We start from the raw sequence: 17,105 nt of genomic DNA, 5'->3' as shown, positions 1-17,105 counted from the left end.
GAATAACTCCCTAGAAAGGAGGTGATCCATCCACAGCTTCCGCTACGGATGCCTTGTTACGACTTCGTCCCTGTTATCGATCCCACCTTAGTCCCTATTAGATAGAGCCTTCGGGTGTTACCGACTCCCTTGACGTGACGGGCGGTGAGTACAAGACCCGAGAACGTATTCAACGCGCCGTGGCTGATGCGCGTTTACTAGCGATTCCAGCTTCATGTGGGCGAGTTGCAGCCCACAATCCGAACTGAGGACAGTTTTAAGGGGTTTGCTCCGCATTACTGCTTGGCGTCCCGTTGTACTGCCCATTGTAGCACGTGTGTCGCCCAAGGTGTAAGAACCATGCTGATTTGACGTCATCCCCACCTTCCTCCCACTTATAGCGGATAGTTCCCTATGACATATAAAACATAGGGTGAGGGTTGCGCTCGTTTCCCGACTTAACGGTACATCTCACGACACGAGCTGACGACAACCATGCAGCATCTGTACGGCACCCTCGAAGGCTCCCCTGTTTCCAGGGGTCTGCAGCCGTATGTCAAACCTTGGTGAGGTTCCTCGCTTATCGTCGAATTAAACCACATGCTCCACCGCTTGTGCGGGTCCCCGTCTATTCCTTTGAGTTTTAAGCTTGCGCTCGTACTCCCCAGGCGGAATGCTTAACGTGTTAACTTAAGTAAACATCACTGAGAGGGTCGATACTCCCAATGATTAGCATTCATCGTTTACGGCGTGGACTACTGGGGTATCTAATCCCATTCGCTCCCCACGCTTTCGTTTCTCAGTGTCAGAACCGTCCCAGTAAGCTGCCTTCGCATTTGGTGTTCCTGCTGATATTAACGGATTTAACCCCTACACCAGCAATTCCGCTTACCTCTTCCGGTCTCTAGTCTGGCCATCTCTTCCGCAGCCCCCGGGTTAAGCCCGAAGATTTAACAGAAGATGTACCAAACAACCTACAAACTCTTTACGCCCAATTAATCCGGATAACGCTTGGGGCCCTCGTATTACCGCTGCTGCTGGCACGAGGTTAGCAGCCCCTTATTCCTCTGGTACCGTCATTGTTTCTTCCCAGAGAAAAGTACTTTACACCCCGAGGGGCGTCTTCATACACGCGGCGTCGCTCCATCAGCCTTTCGGCCATTGTGGAAGATTCTTGACTGCAGCCTCCCGTAGGAGTCTGGGCAGTGTCTCAGTCCCAGTGAGACGGGTCATGCTCTCACACCCGCTACCTGTCGTTGCCTTGGTGGGCCGTTACCTCACCAACTAGCTGATAGGCCATAGGCCACTCCTGAGGCGTTGTTACTTTAAAAGGGAATGACTTGTGTCCCCCCTTTTCCATCGCGAATTATCTTGGATTTCTCCAAGTTATACGCGTCCTCAGGGTATGTTACCAATGTGTTACTCTCCCGTTTGCCATGTTCGGCTCCACCCGAAGGTGAAGTTCACATTCGACTTGCATGCCTTAGACACGCCGCCAGCGTTCATCCTGAGCCAGGATCAAACTCTCGAAAAGTTTTTGACTAGGTTTACTTGCCTAGTGTAAAGAATCAAAGAAGATTCAGTACAATTGATCTGGAACGATGCCCTGATCAGTATATGGAATAGAATAATGTATTCTAATTTGGACGAATTGGTGCCTGTTCGCACCAAAATATAGCGATCACAATATGTTTGGTTGTCGGTTACATATTGTGTTAATTGTCAACGAGCCTTTCAAAATTGCTTTTGAAAGAAAAAACAGGGATATTATCGATGTAACATCACTGTTTTTTCCTTCAAGGACTAATCAAGTTTCAAGAAATCTTGAATCTATAATTTGCTTTAAGATTAAGGAAATCAAGTGTATAAATATGTTAAACTACTTTTACAGTGCTGTCAACCCCTAGTCGGACGTTTTGTATTAATTAATTTGTTTGCTAAAATAAGCAAAAATTAACTAAATCCAATAACAGCTCAACAAAAGAAATGATAGCAGTTCTTTTAAAAGCGGTCAAGGTGTTGGCAAAAACAGGCTTAATCAATATAATGTTAGGAAAATAGCGGTTTATCCGGAAGCGTATAAGGAGGCTGGGCCATGGAAATAAAAATCAGCTACATCATTGTTTATAGGGCACCTCACCAAAAACCGGCCAGCCACCACGAGACCTTGGAGGTCGACGACGGATTGACAATCAGGCAACTGGTGGAGTTCGTCAGGAAAAAGTGCCTGGAATATTGCCAGCACCACGGCTACGAGCTGGAGAGATTCAGCCTCAAGGACATCGGCTAAGCCGCTATCCGGTCCCGGACTACAAATCCGGGACTTTCTTTTTTTGTTAGCCAATTTTTGGTATAATTCAAGTAATATGAATGGAGAAAAAAACATTTTAGTCTTCCCTCAGGGTTTTTTGTGGGGCGTTTCAACCGCGGCGCATCAGATTGAAGGCGGCAACACCAACGATTGGAGCGAATGGGAATCATCGCAAGCCAGGATTGATTCGCTCAAGGCGCAGGGCCATGAGCCGGAACATTTCATTTCCGGTCAAGCCTGCGATTCCTATAATAGATATGAGACGGATTTTGATCTGGTGGCCCAACTTAATTGCGGCGCCTATCGCATGGGTATCGAATGGGCGCGGATCGAGCCGGAAGAGGGCAAGTGGAATATGGCAGAGCTGGAACACTATCGCCAAGCGATTAAATCCTTGAAAGCGCGGAACCTCAAGCTGGTTTTGACTTTGTGGCATTGGACCAACCCCGTGTGGCTGGCCAAGCTCGGCGGCTGGCGCAACCCCAAATCAGTCGATTATTACTTGCGTTACGTTGAGTTCATCGTTAAGGAATTGGGAGCTGACGTCGATTTCTGGGTGACATTGAATGAGCCGATGGCTCACGTCGGCTTCGGTTATGTGCGCGGTAATTTCCCGCCGAACCGCAAATTCGATATTATCGGCGCAGTCAAAGTTTTCCGCAATTTGGTCAGCGCCCACATCGGCGCCTATGGCATTATCCATCACCACTTCCCAGAAGCTTCGGTCGGATATACTTCGCTGACAGATTATTTCGAGCCGGCCAATAAATTTAATCCTCTAGACCTGATGTTCAATTCATTGTCGCGTTGGCTGCATCACCGCGCATTCTTGAATAAGGTCAGTCGCCACCTTGATTATATCGGCATCGATTATTATTTCCATAACCGCATCAGCTGGCGTCCGCCCTTCAAGGTCAATCTGAACAAAGAAGTTAATGATATGGGTTGGGAGGTCTATCCGGAGGGCATCTATCATGTCGTGAAATATGCCGCCCGTTTCAAGAAGCCTATATATATTATGGAAAACGGCATTGCTGATGCGGACGATGATCAGCGGCCGCAGTTCATCGAGAATCACTTGCGCTGGTTGCACAAGGCGATAGAGGCGGGGTGTGATGTCCGCGGATATTTCCACTGGTCGCTTCTGGATAACTTCGAGTGGGCTCACGGTTTCCATCCTAAGTTCGGACTGTTTGCCGTTGACCTCAAGACCTGTGAACGCACCGCCCGGCCAAGCGCCGCGCTTTATGCGGATATTTGCAAAAATAACTATTTAGTTATAAGGTAATTTTACCTTTGTTCTCTACAACGATCGATCAAAAAGGAGGTACGCGTATGCCACTGATAATGGGTTTATGGAGAAACGTGCAGTACCGCAAGAGCGATCTTAGCCATGAGGGCTTTGGTCTTGGAGGACTCAAGAAGTGGTCCGACATGACCAGCGCCGAAGGTGATTCACGCCTCAAAGGACAGAAGCCGGAAGATTTTCTCGGACTGTGGGGTTGGATCAAGAAAGTGCTCTTCTGGAAGAAGAGGATCACCCTCGAGGTAGCTGGCGATTCTGACACGTTCTTCGTCGTCGGCTTTTACGATCACAACCTCAACATCTGCAAGGTCTGCACTAAGGCCCGCCAAGTTTCTGAGGGACCATTCTTGATGCGGGTAGGCCCTGGGCGGATCCATTTCTTTGTGGTTGCCGAAAAGGAAGTGACGCTGCAAAATGGCGGCTGCTTCTATGCCAACACCAGGCAACCATCGGAGATAGGATCCTTGCGCTACGATCTGTACTGACAGCAGCAATACTCTAACGGAAAGGGGTGATGGTGATGAGAAGGCGTTACGGGAAGTTCTTACCGACAGCAATCACCGAAGATGACAGCGGCAGACAAGCGGCCAGGTTCGGCAGATTCGAGCATTTTTCGGGTCTGGTCGAATCGGAGGCCTGCGGCTTGGGCAAGCGTTTCGGCAAGTGCATCCACTTCGCCTTCCATCAGAATTACAGTTGGCGAAGGAAGCGTGACCAGTTGTGGCTCAGGCGGGTAGTATTTGTCCCGATCGGCAAACCGGACACCCGATTCGTTTTCGGGTTCTATTTGCCGGGCTTGGGCGCAATGACATTCTCTTCGGTGATCCGAAGAGTCAGTGATGGGCCTTTCGCTATGCTGGATTGGTCCGCCCAAAGCTTTTTCTACGCCATCGGTGATGCGCCGATAGAATTGCGCTTGGAAAAGCACATCTTGGCCGGATCCAAAGAAGAGGACGAACTTTTGATCGATCTGTATTAGTTGAGCGCCCGGGGTAAACTCGGGCCTTTTTTCTTGGCCTATATTCTGATACCATATATATAATGAACTGGTTATCAATCGCAATCATCGCCTATCTCATCAATGCCGGCGTCTATGTCGCCGACAAATTCTTGTTGTCCAAAAAAATCCACTCTTCGGTCACCTATGCTTTTTTCGTCGGTATCTGGAGTATCTTTAATTTCGCACTGTTGATTTTCGCACCCTACGTCCCGGATTTCCGCTGGCTCATGATCGACCTGTTTGCCGGCGCCATGTTCCTGTTCACTATGATTTTCTGGTATAAGGCTCTGCATCAATCCGAGACTTCCCGAGTGGTCCCGATCGTCGGCGGGCTCACGCCTATTTTTACCTTGCTCTTGTCGGTTGCCTTTTTAGGCGAGGGCATCAGCAAACAGCATTTCACGGCTTTTTCCGTGCTGATCATCGGCGGCACCCTGATCTCAGTCAAACAGACCAAGATGTATCTGCCAGGCAAAGTGATCGCCAGGATCCAAGAGTTGCTGGGCTACATCCATGCCAGCTATCGCCCCACTCGCCGCCTGCTTATCAATTCGACGATTTCCGCTTTCTTCTTCGCGGCCTACGCCGTGCTGATGAAGTATATCTATATGCATGAGCCGTTCCTGGGCAGCTTCGTCTGGTCACGGCTAGGAACCTTCATCGGCGTCCTGCTGATTTTCGCAATTCCGGATTATCGCAAATCGATCATCAAACATCAGAAAAGCGGCCGCGAACAGACCAATCTAGCGTTTTTCATGGCGGTTCGCGTGCTGGCCGCCCTGGCCTTCATTATGACTAACTGGGCGATCAGCTTGGGTGATGTCGCCATGGTCAACGTCTTGCAAGGCGTTCAATATTTGTTTTTATTGGTTATCGTGCTAGTGTTATCGGTCAAGTTCCCCAAGATATATAACGAGGAGCTCGGTCGTGGCGTGATACTGCAGAAGCTTATCGGCGTGATATTGGTCAGCTTGGGGTTGTATATCCTGATTTCATAAATAAGAACTATGGCTTGGTTAATCGCAGCATATTCAATTGGTTTTGCCTTTTTGGCGATCCGCCGTCTGGAGTGGGCATTGATGCTCACTTTTTTTGCCTTGCCAGCCTACCTAATTCGTTTCAATGTTGGCGTGCCCATGACCTTGCTAGAGGTAATGATTTTAACTGTGGCCGCCGTCTGGGCATGGCAGAATCGCTTGGAGCTTTTTGCAGGAGTTAAGCGCAGTTGGGGGAAAGGGGTAAAAGCCCCAGAGCGCGTGCCTTATCCTTTCGGCAACGAACTTGTCGCGCTCTTAGTGATTTCACTTGTCGCAGTCGGTGTCGCCGGGTTCTCATCCTCGGCTCTCGGCATCTGGAAAGCCTATTTTTTCGAGCCAGCCCTGTTCTATTTAGTGGCGTTGAATGTCATCGGTAAAAAGGAAATCCCGTTGCCCAAAAAGCTCAATATGATAATCTGGCCGTTGGTTGCCTCGGCCCTGGCAGTCGCCTTGTTCGCGGTTTATCAGAAGTTCACTGGCCAATTCATCAGCAATCCCCTGTGGGCGACTGCTGCCACCAGACGCGTGGTTTCGTTTTTCGGCTATCCCAACGCTGTCGGGCTTTATGTCGAGAGCATCATTTTCTTAGCCCTAGGCCTATTCATCTTTTCGCGCCAGTGCGTCGGCGGGCGATGCTCGCGCAATCGCTTGATACTGCTTTTAACGGTATTTACATCCCTGCTGGCTATAATTTTCGCCAAGTCGATCGGTGCCAGCCTGGGGGTGGCCGCCGGCTTCGTCGCCTTCGCCTCGCTCTTCAGCAAGCGGAGCCGCAAGGTCACCTTGGTTTTGTTGGCGGTTGCAGCCGTGGCTGTTATCTTAATCCAGCCGCTGCGTCATCAAGTTTCTAAATACGCCACCCTGAATGATTTTTCCGGCCAGGTGCGCCGATCACAATGGCGCGAGACTTGGACCATGCTCAAGACTGACAACCGCTGGCTTTGGGGAGCCGGGCTCTCGAATTATCAAGCCGCCATCAAGCCGTTTCACAAGGAAGGGGTTTTCATCGAGGATTACGACGATCCGGATTCGCATCGCAAACTGGTATTCAATGCTGAATATCGAGCCGCCCATTGGCAGCCGCTTGAAATCTATATGTATCCGCACAACATCATCCTGAATTTCTGGACCGAGCTCGGCCTGGCCGGGTTGCTCCTGTTCGTCTGGATCATTGCCAAGTTTTTCCTGGTGCTTGCCGCAGAGCTGAACCCCCCCCAGCAAAATAATGAGAGAGCCTTTCTAGTCGGAGCGGCTGCTGCCATGCTCGCGCTCATCGCCCATGGCGCTGTCGACGTACCTTATTTCAAGAATGATCTGGCCGTGATTTTCTGGCTGCTGATCGCGTTGGTGTCATTGGTCCGCCTGAATCAAATATCGAATAAAAGCTAGATGTCCATAGTGCTCCAAAAATATATCGCCGACGCCGGTCACTGCTCGCGCCGCCAAGCGCAGGCTCTGATTGAGGCTGGACAGGTCACGGTCAATGATAAGTTGGCCGAATTAGGCATGCGAGTCGAAGTGGGAGATCAAGTAAAAATCGATGGCAAACCGCTAGGGTTGGCAAAATCGAAAATTTATATTATCTTAAACAAGCCGGTCGGCTACGCCTGCACCCATGCCAAAGTCGAGGGAGAAAAGAATGTCTATGAGCTGGTGCCGCTGAAGGACAAGCTGTTCGTCGTCGGACGGCTGGACAAGAACAGCCGCGGGCTGATTATCCTGACCAACGACGGAGAGCTGACGCAGAGGCTGACCCATCCGAAGTTTGAGCATCGCAAGCAATATATCGTCAAAGTCAATCCGCCGAAAGACAAGATCAAGGCCGATGATTTCAGATTCATTGACCGGGAGGCTGATATTATTTCCGAGAGGCTGATGCGGGGCATCGACATCGGCGAGGGCGACGGCGTCGTGCGTGCCAAGCTGGCCAAGTATCTAGGCAATAACCAGTTCGAAATCATCTTGACCTATGGTAAGAAGCGGCAGATTCGCCGCATGTTCCGCGAATTAGGCTGCAACGTCGTCGATCTCTTGCGCACCGAGATTGCCGGACAAAGGATGGGAGTCTTGGCCGAAGGCGCTTGGCGCGAGATGACCGAAGCGGAAATAACACGATTGAAAAATCTAAAATAAAATATTCGGAGGAGTGGCTCGAGTGGTTGAAGGCGGCACTCTCGAAAAGTGCTATACCTTAACGGGTATCAAGAGTTCGAATCTCTTCTCCTCCGCCAACACAATTTAGTATCGTGCAGATCCGAGCGCCATAAAAGCCTCATGCACGCTAAATTAAACAATAAAAGCAACTATAATAAGTTGCTTTTATTGTTTAATTGTTGCCCCGTTCTGCCTCAAGCATTTCCTTGATATGCTAAGAAGAGTCCAGGGCGTCTTAAGTCCTTTAAAGTGAGCAAAATTAGCAATACTTATTGTTTACTTAAGGCACGATTTAATGTAAACTAATGTTAAGTAGTAAGTTTTATTATGATGCCTATTTTAAGCAAAGATATTATTACCTTGAGCGAAGCATGTGACCTGTTGGGATGCCATCCTAACACTTTGCGCAAGTGGGATAACAGCGGATTCCTGAAGGCGATACGATTTGGAGCTCGCGGAGATCGCAGGTATCGCAGAAGTGAAATAGAAAAGAGACTAAGACAAAATAATTTATGGCAAAGAAAATAGATAAATTTAAAGCGATCGATCTTTTTGCCGGGATTGGAGGCGTGAGAATGGGCTTTGAGTCAGCTGGTTTTGAATGTATATATTCAAATGACTTTGATAAATGGGCAGCAGAAACGTATCGGCATAATTTTGGAGAAATAGATGAAACAAGTCTTTTGGATGTTGTGATGCCTGAGAACATAAAACGAATACCAAAAAACTTTGATATATTATTGGGCGGTTTTCCATGTCAGCCTTTTTCTGTTGCTGGGCATAAGCGAGGTTTTGAGGACGAAGGCAGGGGAAATCTTTTATTTGCAGTTATCGAAATATTAAAAGCCAGGAAGCCAGAAGCCGTATTTTTGGAAAATGTTAAACATCTTCAGTACCATGACGATGAAAAAACATTTAAAAAAGTTCAGGATGTGTTAAGGGACGCAGGTTATTTTATGAAAGCCCAAGTTCTTAATAGCATGGAGTACGGGAATGTTCCTCAAGCAAGGGAGAGGATATATATTGTCGGTTTTCGATCTCCTAGGAAGTTAATGAATTTTCGTTTCCCGGACAAAAAACCGCTCACAAAGTCGCTGTTTTCTATTCTTGAAAAAAATGTTGACGGTAAATTTTATTATGATAAAACTAATGAATTTATTTACCCAAAGCTTAAAGAGGCAGTGAAGCGTAAAGACAGGGTATATCAGTATCGTCGAGTTTATGTAAGGGAAAATAAAAATGGCGTCTGTCCAACGCTAACAGCCAGCATGGGGATGGGCGGGCACAACGTTCCAATTGTTAGAGATTCGCGTGGCATTAGAAAGTTAACCCCCCGGGAGTGCGCGCGCCTTCAGGGGTTGCCCGAATCATTCGTCTTTCCAAGGAGCCAATCAGATATTCATCTGTATAAACAAATCGGCAATTCCGTAACAGTGCCGGTAATTGCCCGTATAGCTGAAAACATAAGGATTGCCCTTGAGTCTTAGTCGCATGGCCGATGTATTTTCAAGAGAAAAGCGCAGCGACATTATGTCGCGAATACGCTCAAAAAACACAGGCATCGAAAAACTCGTTTTTTCTTACTTGAGGAAAAACAAAATTTATTTTCAAAAGCACTATGATAAAGTTAAGGGCCGACCTGACATCGCGGTGCCATCGAAGAAACTTGCTGTTTTTATTGACGGAGATTTTTGGCATGGTTATAGGTTTGAAAAATTGCAAGGCCGGATACCAAAAGAATATTGGCGGGAAAAAATTTTGGCCAATATGGCTAGAGATAAAAAGAACCGCGTAGTTTTGCGTCGTGATGGGTGGCAATTGCTCAGGGTTTGGGAGCATCAATTGAAAAAATCGACGGAAAGGACTTTAGAAAAAATCAAAGATTTTTTAATAAAAACCCCTAGCTAAGGGGTTTTTATGTATTGGCATTGACATTTTTGTAAATATGCGCTATATATACATTATAATCAGTATATTTATATAATTAGTTCATATATGGATAAACGAAGAGAAAATTTTAAAAGACTCGGGGTTATGCGAACAAACGAAGTTTTGCGACGCATAAAAATTCTGGGCAATTGTTCGAATAGAAGTCATTACGATTATACGGAGGAGGATGTGAACAAAATATTTTCTGAAATAGAGCGCAAGGTTAGGGAAACTAAGTCTAAGTTTACATTTCCTAATAAGGAAAAAGAATTCAAATTGTAAATATAACATTTATGCAGAAAGAAACAGCTGCTGGTGATGGAATTTCTCCTGAATGGTTTTTTCCGAGCACTGGTGGCGGAGAAGAACAGGGGTTTTCTGATTCACAACTCGAGTATTTTCAGGGCGACCATGAAAAATACATCGCACGCGAGGCAATACAAAATTCGGTAGATGCCCGACTCGATAACAAAAAGCCGGTTGTTGTAGTTTTTGAACGTTTTACAATTCCAACAAATCAGCTCTCAGGCCGAGATGAACTGCTTGATCGCATTCTGCGTTGCCGAGAGCGATCAAAGGGGCAGGATCGAGCAGAGGCGTTTTTTACAAAAGCGATTGAAACACTCAAGGCTAAAAAGTTAAGCGTTTTAAAAATCAGCGATTTTAATACAAAGGGACTTTCCGGTGCAGACGATGACACTAACGGCAACTGGTACCGCCTTGTTAAGGCGACAGGCGTAAGCTCCGCAAAAGGAGCTACTGGTGGATCATTCGGAATAGGCAAGGGTGCGCCGATTGCAGCATCTTCATTGCGTACAGCATTTTATGTGAGTGTGAATGACCAAGGTCAGCTTGTGTGTCAGGGTAAGGCTCGTCTTGTGAGTCATTGCGATGACGAAGGGGATATACGTCAGGGAGTTGGGTTCTTTGGTTTGGAAAGGCATGCAATTCGAGATGAAGCACTTATTCCAGAGTTTCTTACGCGCACAGAACGTGGCACCGATATTTTTGTAATGGGCTATGAATCAGATGAAGAGTGGGAGGGAAAATTAATTCGTTCAGTTCTTCATAACTTCTGGCTTTCGATTTTTCATGGAAATCTTGAGGTTGTCGTTCGCGATGGCGCTGAAGTCGTGATTAATGAAGCAAACATAGGGTATTGCCTTGATAAGTACGATGCACTTGACGCCCGGTATTATTATGAAGCGGTTACAAATCCCACGCAAACGTTCTCCAAAGAATTGAAGCATTTGGGTGAAGTATCTTTGTATGTTAGAAAAGAGGACGGTTTTCCTGGGCAAGTAATGATGGTTCGCAAGCCAAAAATGCTAGTATTCGAGCGCGGTTACCGAGTACTGCGCGAACCCTACTCCGGGGTTTTTATATGTGAAAATGACAAAGGCAATGCGATGTTGCGTGATCTTGAGCCACCCGCCCATGATAAATGGGATCGAAATCGCGCAAAGAATGGAACCGCAGCCATGTCTGAACTTGAAGCATTTGTAAAAGACTCTCTGCGTTTAATGTCGGAATCGATTACAAGCGAACCAGAGGACATCCCCGGCCTAGACCGTTATTTGCCTGACACGGAAGAGCGCGATTACATGCCGTCAGATAGCAGTAATGCAATTGAAGAGACTGGTCAAGCGTCAGATATAGAATCTGGGCGAGAGGTCGGTGCGGATAAAAAATCAGCTGAGATTATACCGGACGTGATTGTGCGCAAAAGCCAGGTTACGAATAAACAGATTGATAAAATACTGCAGGAAAAGCCGCAGGAATCGGGTGGAGGAAAACCCGGTAAAGGAACGGGAACAAAGACGGGTGACAGTGAGGGCATGCGTATTAATACCTCCCTGATAAGATTTCGCGGCTTTGCTCAAAAAACAAAAAATGGCATTGAATACCGCCTGGCCATTTCTGCGAAGGAAAATTGCGAGGGGGCAATACGCCTAGTGGCCGTTGGTGATGATGGTGGCTATCCAGTTGACATTGCGTCAGCCGTAGATTTTGCAACCGGCAAGGAATATAAAATTGGAGAAGCTTTTATTAAGGACTTAGTTATTAAGGTGGGCGAAACGGCAAGAATTGCGGTCCGGCTTCCTTCTAATCGAAGATATACCCTAGGCATAGAATCATATGAAAATTAATTCAAAATCCTACCCGCATCCTGTTCTTGGCAATGGTGACGACCTTGGTGGCGAATTTAAAGTTGAATTCACCTACCAGCTCGGGCGAGATACGATTGAATTGCGGCCGTTGTTTGCTCTAAATAATGTTGCAATTGAAGACATGTTAAAGAAGGGCAAGGCATCGTATGTTACCGAAGTAAGCTGTCGACGAACGTTTTATCGTACAAGCTTTGCTTCCCGCGAGCGCGAACAAAACTTTTCCATTCCAGCAGAAAGGTTGCGCGAGCAAGTCACTGTCGGATTTTATGTTTGCGCAGACCAGGATATTCGCGGGTATAAACCGTCACAGCCTCACAAGGACTATGATAATGCATTATTCGATGTTGATTCCGGTGATGTATTGGCAGTAGGTGGTCAAGCGTCATTCATTGCAGAGAAGTCATTTGATCCTTTGCGCCCTCCGGTGTCATCATTTATGTCAATTATGGAGGGCAGCATTCAGGAAGGGCCAATGCAAATTGATTATGACAACGAAAAGATAACCATAGTCCTGTCGAAAGAAGACTGGCGCAATTATCTCGAAGTGCGAAAGCAAAAGCAACTCCTTGGCATACTGCACAGCGCAATAGTGCTACCCGCACTGGCTGACTCGATTTATCAAGTGCGAAATTCATCAGCAGAATATAGCGGTCTTAATTGGTTTGGAAGACTTCAGGCAATCCTTGAGTCGAAGAAGCTTGAAGAAAAGGATCCGTTAGAAGCAGCGCAAAAAATTCTTGACCACCCCATAGCACGAGGGCTCAAGGGAATGGAAACTATTATTAACGAAGAAGATGAAAAAGACTTCTATGAGTAAAACAATAACGCAAAAGATTTTTAAATCAGCGGTAGTGGAGAGATTGCGCAATAATCTATATTCCGGTATATCGCTTGCTAGTTATTTCGAAGAAGATTTTTCGGTTGACGAAAGTCAGGTGTTATCATCAACGATTACGCTTGAAGGAAGAAAGCCAGAGCTTAAGGTTCCTGAGAAGGATCCAGTTTCAGCAGATCTTCAAAATGCAATCGCTTTGCATCGTTATTATAAAGATATCGACGAGACTCAAGCGTCTGATCCGCGCCTGTGGATGTATTTGAGCCACGTTGAATTTAGGAAGTATACGATTGCCCGCTGGGGACTTGACGGAGCCTATGCAGATATTGAGCAGGACGATGAAAAGAAGGCAAAAGCGATTCGGTATTTGTTTGAACATTGGTTTGCGGTTGGTGATAGTGATCGCGATTTGAGGCGACATGCGCTCGCTCGTTTATGGTGGGCGGCTCACCTTACCTATGCACCTTGGGAAGTTGATCCAGAATTTTTCGGAGATCTAAAGAATGAGGATCCATATTTTTACACTAGTGTGCTGCTTTCAACGCAGGATATTTATCAGCAAGTACTAGAACGTTCCATGGGCAGGTCGAACAGAATCTTAATATCGGTACTCGATTTTTTGAGTTCTAATGCCGAATTTGCCAAATCAAGATCTAAAGTGAGAGGTTTAATGAAGGAGTTAAACCTTGTTTATGGCACAAAGAAAATTATCGCCCTGGACAGAACGTCATTAAAGCTGCTTATTAAACGAATATCGGATGAAATTGCAGATGTCGCAGAGGAGGATAGTGAATAATTTTCTGTCGTATATTTTTATTTAAATTTTGGCGGGTCTACTAACCAATTGATGTCGTTTTTGTCCTTAACTATTAGGTCAACACTTCTTAAGTCATCAATAAGTATCCGCCTGACTTGCCGGTGTCTTGAGTGGGATTACCTCCGGCCCCCATATGGGGGCCGGAGGTAATTTTGATTTGTGGGAAAGAAAAGAACTGAAATTTTTTAAAAACTATAATAAACCCCTTAATTAATGCTTAACAATAAATATTTAATATAATTAAGAATAGCAGTGGGTTGCCCACTGAAATCGGGTTAATATATTAGCTTAAATCTATGGGAACAATCATTTTAGTAGGCGTTGCGGGCGCCGTAATCAGCGCCATCACGGGAACTCTTTGGTACATGGACTCAACGCCGATGGGTAAGTGGCATATGCAGTATTTGGGTTTCGATAAGTTATCAAGCGAAGAAAAGCAGAAGTTGATTGCCGAGGCTAAGCCGAAAATGTGGAAAAGCTATTCGGCGCAGACGATCTTATCGCTTCTCACCTCTTTGTTCATCGCTTTTGTGACGAGTTATACGATTCAGAATGGCGGGCCAGCCAATGCCGTTTTCTTCTATGTGATAACGATTTGGATAGCATTCACGGTGCCGATGATTGGACAGAATATCCTTTGGGGAAAATCAGAAGGCAGCCTTGCTTGGAAAAGATTTTTTTCAGACAGTTCATACAACCTGGTCACATTTCTGATTATCGCGTTTGTCGCCACCCTTATAATCAAATAGTTGTCACGTCAGCATCCCTGCCTCCTGAGGGCACTCAAGAGGCTGTAACAAAAAAGAACGATTTTGATCGTTCTTTTTATATGATGACGTTTTCGTTACTTTTTATGTTCCAAAATGTCTCCAGGCTGGCAATCCAAAGCTTCGCAAATGGCCTCCAGGGTTGATAGTCGGATTGCTTTTGCCTTGCCATTTTTCAATATGGAGATATTGGCCATGGTGATGCCGACTTTCTCTGCAAGCTCGGTGACGCTCATCTTTCTTTTTGCTAGCATCACATCGATGTTAATTATTATAGCCATGCAGTTAAACGGTTAAATCATTCTCCGACTTGATGTCGACGGCGCTTTGCAAAGTTTTTTCAAACACAGCCGCCGCAGTGGCGATTACTGCAGAGATGAAAGTAGTCACAATACATAGGGCAAGAAAACCCGCCGGATCGTCATCTTTAGCGTGGAATATCTTGATATATAGCGCTGCTAGCACAATCAAAACGCTTAGTACGATCGCGCAATATTTTATATTCCTTAAAGCCTTTACGGAGTTTAGCGAGAATACTTTATTTTGTCCGATATATCCGAGTAGTTTGAACGCCTGATACAGGGCGATAAAAAATGCGCTAGACGACAGGTATCCATATATAATGAACGGATCAGTGTAAATACTGAACAGGTCTAAGTTTGCAGCCCTCCCCTCACTCAAGGGAAGCCGGATTATAATGGCTAGCGCCACGATGCCGATGAGCACGATGACTGCCTGAAGAAAAATAGTTGAGCCTTTTTTCATGGGGGGTATTTATATTTTTATATGGTCATCATAATTGACGGTTTATTGTTTGTCAATATATTTTTATTGTTTAGCGTCTTTAAATTTAATCATTTTTTTTCGATAGGATTGTTTAGTTTCTGGAATTTTTGTGTTATGGTTTGAGTAATATTTATTTCAATAACATGAATTTTAAAGCAATCGGTTTTGATTACGGGGGAGTTATTGCTGGCATTCCGAGCTCAGAGTTTAATCGCCGCATTCTCGAGCTTTTGGATGTGCCCCACGAAGTTTATAGGTCGGTTTATTTTGCAAATAACCATCTGTTAAATCACGATAAACTTTCGAAGAATGATTTTTGGGCTAAGATTTTGAATGAGTTGGGCAGATCGGAAAAAATAGATAATTTGTTGAACTTTCTTGAATCGCTGAACACGCACCAGATTAATAGCGATGTTCTGGATTTGGCAAAGCAACTTAAGGCTAAGGGGTATAAGATCGGCATTTTGAGCAATAATACGGCCGAGGGAGTTGAAAAGATGAGGGAGGCAGGCCTGATGGAGATATTTGATGCGGTGGCCGTCTCAACGGAAATCGGTTTCATAAAGCCGGACCCCAGGGCCTTCGATGTTCTTATTGGTCAGCTGGGGATTTTAGCGGGAGAGCTTGTTTTTATCGATGATACCGCCAAAAGTCTAGAATCATCTGATGCCGTCGGTTTTTATCCAATTAAGTATAATAATTTTCCCGAGCTAGTCGCCAGTCTTGCCGAAGTTGGGATTATTTAATTCAAGGAGTGCTTTTTATATGACACAAACATTTATGGAATTAAAAAACAATGAACAGTGTTCCCATTGTGGAAGATTTGCAAATAGGGGCGTCTCAATTGATGCGATTATCGTTAAAGATGATTCGATTTTGTTAATCAAGCGCGGAGCGAACCCATTCAAAGATTATTGGGCTCTCCCAGGCGGCTATGTTGAATGGGATGAATCTGCTGAAGATGCGGTGAAAAGGGAGGTTAAAGAAGAACTAGGTTTGAGCGTTAGCAAGGTCAGTTTAGTCGGAGCGTATAGTAATCCAAGCCGGCATCCCAAGCAGGTAATTAATTTGGCTTATTCAGTTGAAGCTTCGGGCCAACCTAGGCCCGGAGACGATGCCGCCGGCTTAGCTTGGTATAAACTAAATGAGTTGCCCGCCGATTTGGCTTTTGACCACAAATTGATTATTGAGGAATTTTTGAATAAAAATGGAAAAGCTAAGTCATAATATTTTTAAAAACTTACACAATCCAAAGATATAAAAATCCCACCATGGTCTTGGTGGGATTTTTTTTGATGCAAGATATGCTTATCTCATGAGATCGGCAAGTTTTCTGACCGTGTTCAGGTTCCTGGCGGTCATGTTTTTGTACAGTATAGTGCCGATGAATTTTTTCATGCTGCTCTTCGAATAATTTTCTCTCCTCATATTCCAAACGATTGCTCCGGATATGTATATCAGATTGTCTACGCCCGTGGTACGGACAATCAGGTCAAGGGATTTTCTGTTATTGAATTCTTCACTCAAGAATAAAATGTCAGTCCTCTGCTCGGTATCGTTTTCCCAATCGGATGGTATTTTACGACGAAGGTTCAGGATGTTCTTTTTGTCCCTCATAATGCACTTGATGTCGAAGCCGAACGCTTTTTTGAGGAGAGTCTCTAATTCTTTTGCCAGGCGTTCGGCACCCTGGCGGTCCGTCTCGAATATGACGTTTCCGCTGTTGATGTAGGTGGATACATTAAGGTAGCCCGAATCCTCAAAAATTTTTCTGAGTTCAGGCATCGGGACTTTTTTGTTTCCTCCGACGTTTATTCCGCGGAGAAGGGCCACGTATTTTTGCATGTTATTTTGAATAATTAAAGCCTAGCATTGATTAACGACCTGCTTTTTTTGGTGATAATTTCATCATACAGACGAATATCATAGCATTCAAGGGAGGCGCCATGTCCATTTAATTTTCTAGCTCCTTAATGCTTATTTAATCAACCGGAGGTACATTCAAAAAATAAT

General features: G+C 45.5%; 19 protein-coding genes, 1 tRNA gene and 1 rRNA gene. 17 read left to right on the top strand and 4 right to left on the bottom strand.

Translation table 11 applies throughout. The annotated features are described in order from the left end of the window. Window positions 1–11 precede the first annotated feature (11 nt). Window positions 12–1,510, bottom strand: a 16S ribosomal RNA gene (locus HGA34_05875). A 564-nt stretch (window positions 1,511–2,074) separates the two neighbouring features. On the opposite strand from HGA34_05875, the gene HGA34_05870 reads away from it, so the two are divergent. The 15 genes from HGA34_05870 (at window position 2,075) to HGA34_05800 (ending at window position 14,288) form a co-directional block, all read left to right on the top strand. Next, on the top strand, window positions 2,075–2,269 hold the full coding sequence (locus tag HGA34_05870; protein ID NTW23030.1) for a hypothetical protein: 195 nt from the start codon (window positions 2,075–2,077) through the stop codon (window positions 2,267–2,269). 76 nt (window positions 2,270–2,345) lie between these two features. Further along, window positions 2,346–3,578, top strand: a complete 1,233-nt coding sequence (locus HGA34_05865; protein NTW23029.1) for a glycoside hydrolase family 1 protein — start codon at window positions 2,346–2,348, stop codon at window positions 3,576–3,578. 47 nt (window positions 3,579–3,625) lie between these two features. Next, entirely contained in the window at window positions 3,626–4,081 is a 456-nt protein-coding gene (locus HGA34_05860) for a hypothetical protein (protein ID NTW23028.1), read from the top strand. Between the two features lie 35 nt (window positions 4,082–4,116). Beyond that, the gene (locus HGA34_05855) at window positions 4,117–4,575 is read left to right on the top strand and encodes a hypothetical protein (GenBank protein NTW23027.1); all 459 of its coding nucleotides are present in this window, start codon (window positions 4,117–4,119) and stop codon (window positions 4,573–4,575) included. A 62-nt stretch (window positions 4,576–4,637) separates the two neighbouring features. Further along, on the top strand, window positions 4,638–5,594 hold the full coding sequence (locus tag HGA34_05850) for an EamA family transporter (protein NTW23026.1): 957 nt from the start codon (window positions 4,638–4,640) through the stop codon (window positions 5,592–5,594). Window positions 5,595–5,603: 9 nt separating this feature from the next. Then, on the top strand, window positions 5,604–7,022 hold the full coding sequence (locus HGA34_05845; protein ID NTW23025.1) for a hypothetical protein: 1,419 nt from the start codon (window positions 5,604–5,606) through the stop codon (window positions 7,020–7,022). Then, a complete protein-coding gene (locus HGA34_05840) occupies window positions 7,023–7,766 on the top strand; it encodes an rRNA pseudouridine synthase (protein NTW23024.1) in 744 nt (247 codons plus the stop codon). A 7-nt stretch (window positions 7,767–7,773) separates the two neighbouring features. Continuing rightward, window positions 7,774–7,864: transfer RNA gene (locus HGA34_05835), tRNA-Ser, on the top strand. Window positions 7,865–8,114: 250 nt separating this feature from the next. Beyond that, window positions 8,115–8,315 (top strand): helix-turn-helix domain-containing protein, encoded by a 201-nt coding sequence (locus tag HGA34_05830; GenBank protein NTW23023.1) that lies wholly within the window; start codon window positions 8,115–8,117, stop codon window positions 8,313–8,315. Beyond that, window positions 8,300–9,274: a DNA (cytosine-5-)-methyltransferase gene (gene dcm, locus HGA34_05825; protein ID NTW23022.1), complete on the top strand. Its 975-nt coding sequence runs from the start codon at window positions 8,300–8,302 to the stop codon at window positions 9,272–9,274. The genes HGA34_05830 and dcm overlap by 16 nt, the downstream gene beginning before the upstream one ends. Before the next feature lie 4 nt (window positions 9,275–9,278). Continuing rightward, window positions 9,279–9,695: a very short patch repair endonuclease gene (locus tag HGA34_05820; protein NTW23021.1), complete on the top strand. Its 417-nt coding sequence runs from the start codon at window positions 9,279–9,281 to the stop codon at window positions 9,693–9,695. Window positions 9,696–10,009: 314 nt separating this feature from the next. Then, window positions 10,010–11,866, top strand: coding sequence for a hypothetical protein (locus HGA34_05815; protein ID NTW23020.1), 1,857 nt, complete (start codon window positions 10,010–10,012; stop codon window positions 11,864–11,866). Then, a complete protein-coding gene (locus HGA34_05810) occupies window positions 11,856–12,704 on the top strand; it encodes a hypothetical protein (GenBank protein NTW23019.1) in 849 nt (282 codons plus the stop codon). Before HGA34_05815 ends, HGA34_05810 begins: the two co-directional genes overlap by 11 nt. Continuing rightward, entirely contained in the window at window positions 12,682–13,518 is an 837-nt protein-coding gene (locus tag HGA34_05805) for a hypothetical protein (GenBank protein ID NTW23018.1), read from the top strand. The genes HGA34_05810 and HGA34_05805 overlap by 23 nt, the downstream gene beginning before the upstream one ends. 317 nt (window positions 13,519–13,835) lie before the next feature. Further along, window positions 13,836–14,288: a DUF1761 domain-containing protein gene (locus HGA34_05800; GenBank protein ID NTW23017.1), complete on the top strand. Its 453-nt coding sequence runs from the start codon at window positions 13,836–13,838 to the stop codon at window positions 14,286–14,288. Window positions 14,289–14,383: 95 nt separating this feature from the next. Here HGA34_05800 and HGA34_05795 read toward each other — a convergent pair whose 3' ends face one another. Together HGA34_05795 and HGA34_05790 are read right to left on the bottom strand one after the other, a co-directional pair. Next, on the bottom strand, window positions 14,384–14,587 hold the full coding sequence (locus HGA34_05795; GenBank protein NTW23016.1) for a helix-turn-helix transcriptional regulator: 204 nt from the start codon (window positions 14,585–14,587) through the stop codon (window positions 14,384–14,386). Between the two features lie 4 nt (window positions 14,588–14,591). After that, window positions 14,592–15,071 carry a DUF2975 domain-containing protein gene (locus HGA34_05790; GenBank protein ID NTW23015.1) on the bottom strand — a complete coding sequence of 160 codons (480 nt, stop codon included), beginning with the start codon at window positions 15,069–15,071 and terminating at the stop codon, window positions 14,592–14,594. 140 nt (window positions 15,072–15,211) lie between these two features. Here HGA34_05790 and HGA34_05785 point away from each other — a divergent pair, with 140 nt between their 5' ends. After that, complete coding sequence (locus tag HGA34_05785) at window positions 15,212–15,838, top strand: HAD-IA family hydrolase (protein NTW23014.1); 627 nt, start codon at window positions 15,212–15,214, stop codon at window positions 15,836–15,838. Between the two features lie 19 nt (window positions 15,839–15,857). Beyond that, on the top strand, window positions 15,858–16,319 hold the full coding sequence (locus HGA34_05780) for an NUDIX hydrolase (protein ID NTW23013.1): 462 nt from the start codon (window positions 15,858–15,860) through the stop codon (window positions 16,317–16,319). An 81-nt stretch (window positions 16,320–16,400) separates the two neighbouring features. On the opposite strand, the gene HGA34_05775 is transcribed toward HGA34_05780, so the two are convergent. Next, window positions 16,401–16,937, bottom strand: coding sequence for a DUF1697 domain-containing protein (locus HGA34_05775; protein NTW23012.1), 537 nt, complete (start codon window positions 16,935–16,937; stop codon window positions 16,401–16,403). Window positions 16,938–17,105 lie beyond the last annotated feature (168 nt).

This window comes from Candidatus Falkowbacteria bacterium (assembly GCA_013336275.1).
GTDB lineage: Bacteria > Patescibacteriota > Patescibacteriia > Patescibacteriales > GWE2-39-37 > JAAXUA01.
Note: the sequence above shows the minus strand (reverse complement) of the source record. Positions and strands in the feature narration are given on the sequence as shown.

Excerpts from the sequence above, each read along its gene's own strand:
- HGA34_05780 (NTW23013.1), top strand. The coding sequence starts at position 15,858 with ATGACACAAACATTTATGGAATTAAAAAACAATGAACAGTGTTCCCAT.
- HGA34_05850 (NTW23026.1), top strand. The coding sequence starts at position 4,638 with ATGAACTGGTTATCAATCGCAATCATCGCCTATCTCATCAATGCCGGC.
- HGA34_05795 (NTW23016.1), bottom strand. The coding sequence starts at position 14,587 with ATGGCTATAATAATTAACATCGATGTGATGCTAGCAAAAAGAAAGATG.
- HGA34_05800 (NTW23017.1), top strand. The coding sequence starts at position 13,836 with ATGGGAACAATCATTTTAGTAGGCGTTGCGGGCGCCGTAATCAGCGCC.
- HGA34_05815 (NTW23020.1), top strand. The coding sequence starts at position 10,010 with ATGCAGAAAGAAACAGCTGCTGGTGATGGAATTTCTCCTGAATGGTTT.
- HGA34_05830 (NTW23023.1), top strand. The coding sequence starts at position 8,115 with ATGATGCCTATTTTAAGCAAAGATATTATTACCTTGAGCGAAGCATGT.
- HGA34_05810 (NTW23019.1), top strand. The coding sequence starts at position 11,856 with ATGAAAATTAATTCAAAATCCTACCCGCATCCTGTTCTTGGCAATGGT.
- HGA34_05840 (NTW23024.1), top strand. The coding sequence starts at position 7,023 with ATGTCCATAGTGCTCCAAAAATATATCGCCGACGCCGGTCACTGCTCG.
- HGA34_05865 (NTW23029.1), top strand. The coding sequence starts at position 2,346 with ATGAATGGAGAAAAAAACATTTTAGTCTTCCCTCAGGGTTTTTTGTGG.
- HGA34_05855 (NTW23027.1), top strand. The coding sequence starts at position 4,117 with ATGAGAAGGCGTTACGGGAAGTTCTTACCGACAGCAATCACCGAAGAT.
- HGA34_05805 (NTW23018.1), top strand. The coding sequence starts at position 12,682 with ATGAAAAAGACTTCTATGAGTAAAACAATAACGCAAAAGATTTTTAAA.
- HGA34_05820 (NTW23021.1), top strand. The coding sequence starts at position 9,279 with ATGGCCGATGTATTTTCAAGAGAAAAGCGCAGCGACATTATGTCGCGA.
- HGA34_05775 (NTW23012.1), bottom strand. The coding sequence starts at position 16,937 with ATGCAAAAATACGTGGCCCTTCTCCGCGGAATAAACGTCGGAGGAAAC.
- HGA34_05790 (NTW23015.1), bottom strand. The coding sequence starts at position 15,071 with ATGAAAAAAGGCTCAACTATTTTTCTTCAGGCAGTCATCGTGCTCATC.
- dcm (NTW23022.1), top strand. The coding sequence starts at position 8,300 with ATGGCAAAGAAAATAGATAAATTTAAAGCGATCGATCTTTTTGCCGGG.
- HGA34_05845 (NTW23025.1), top strand. The coding sequence starts at position 5,604 with ATGGCTTGGTTAATCGCAGCATATTCAATTGGTTTTGCCTTTTTGGCG.
- HGA34_05860 (NTW23028.1), top strand. The coding sequence starts at position 3,626 with ATGCCACTGATAATGGGTTTATGGAGAAACGTGCAGTACCGCAAGAGC.
- HGA34_05870 (NTW23030.1), top strand. The coding sequence starts at position 2,075 with ATGGAAATAAAAATCAGCTACATCATTGTTTATAGGGCACCTCACCAA.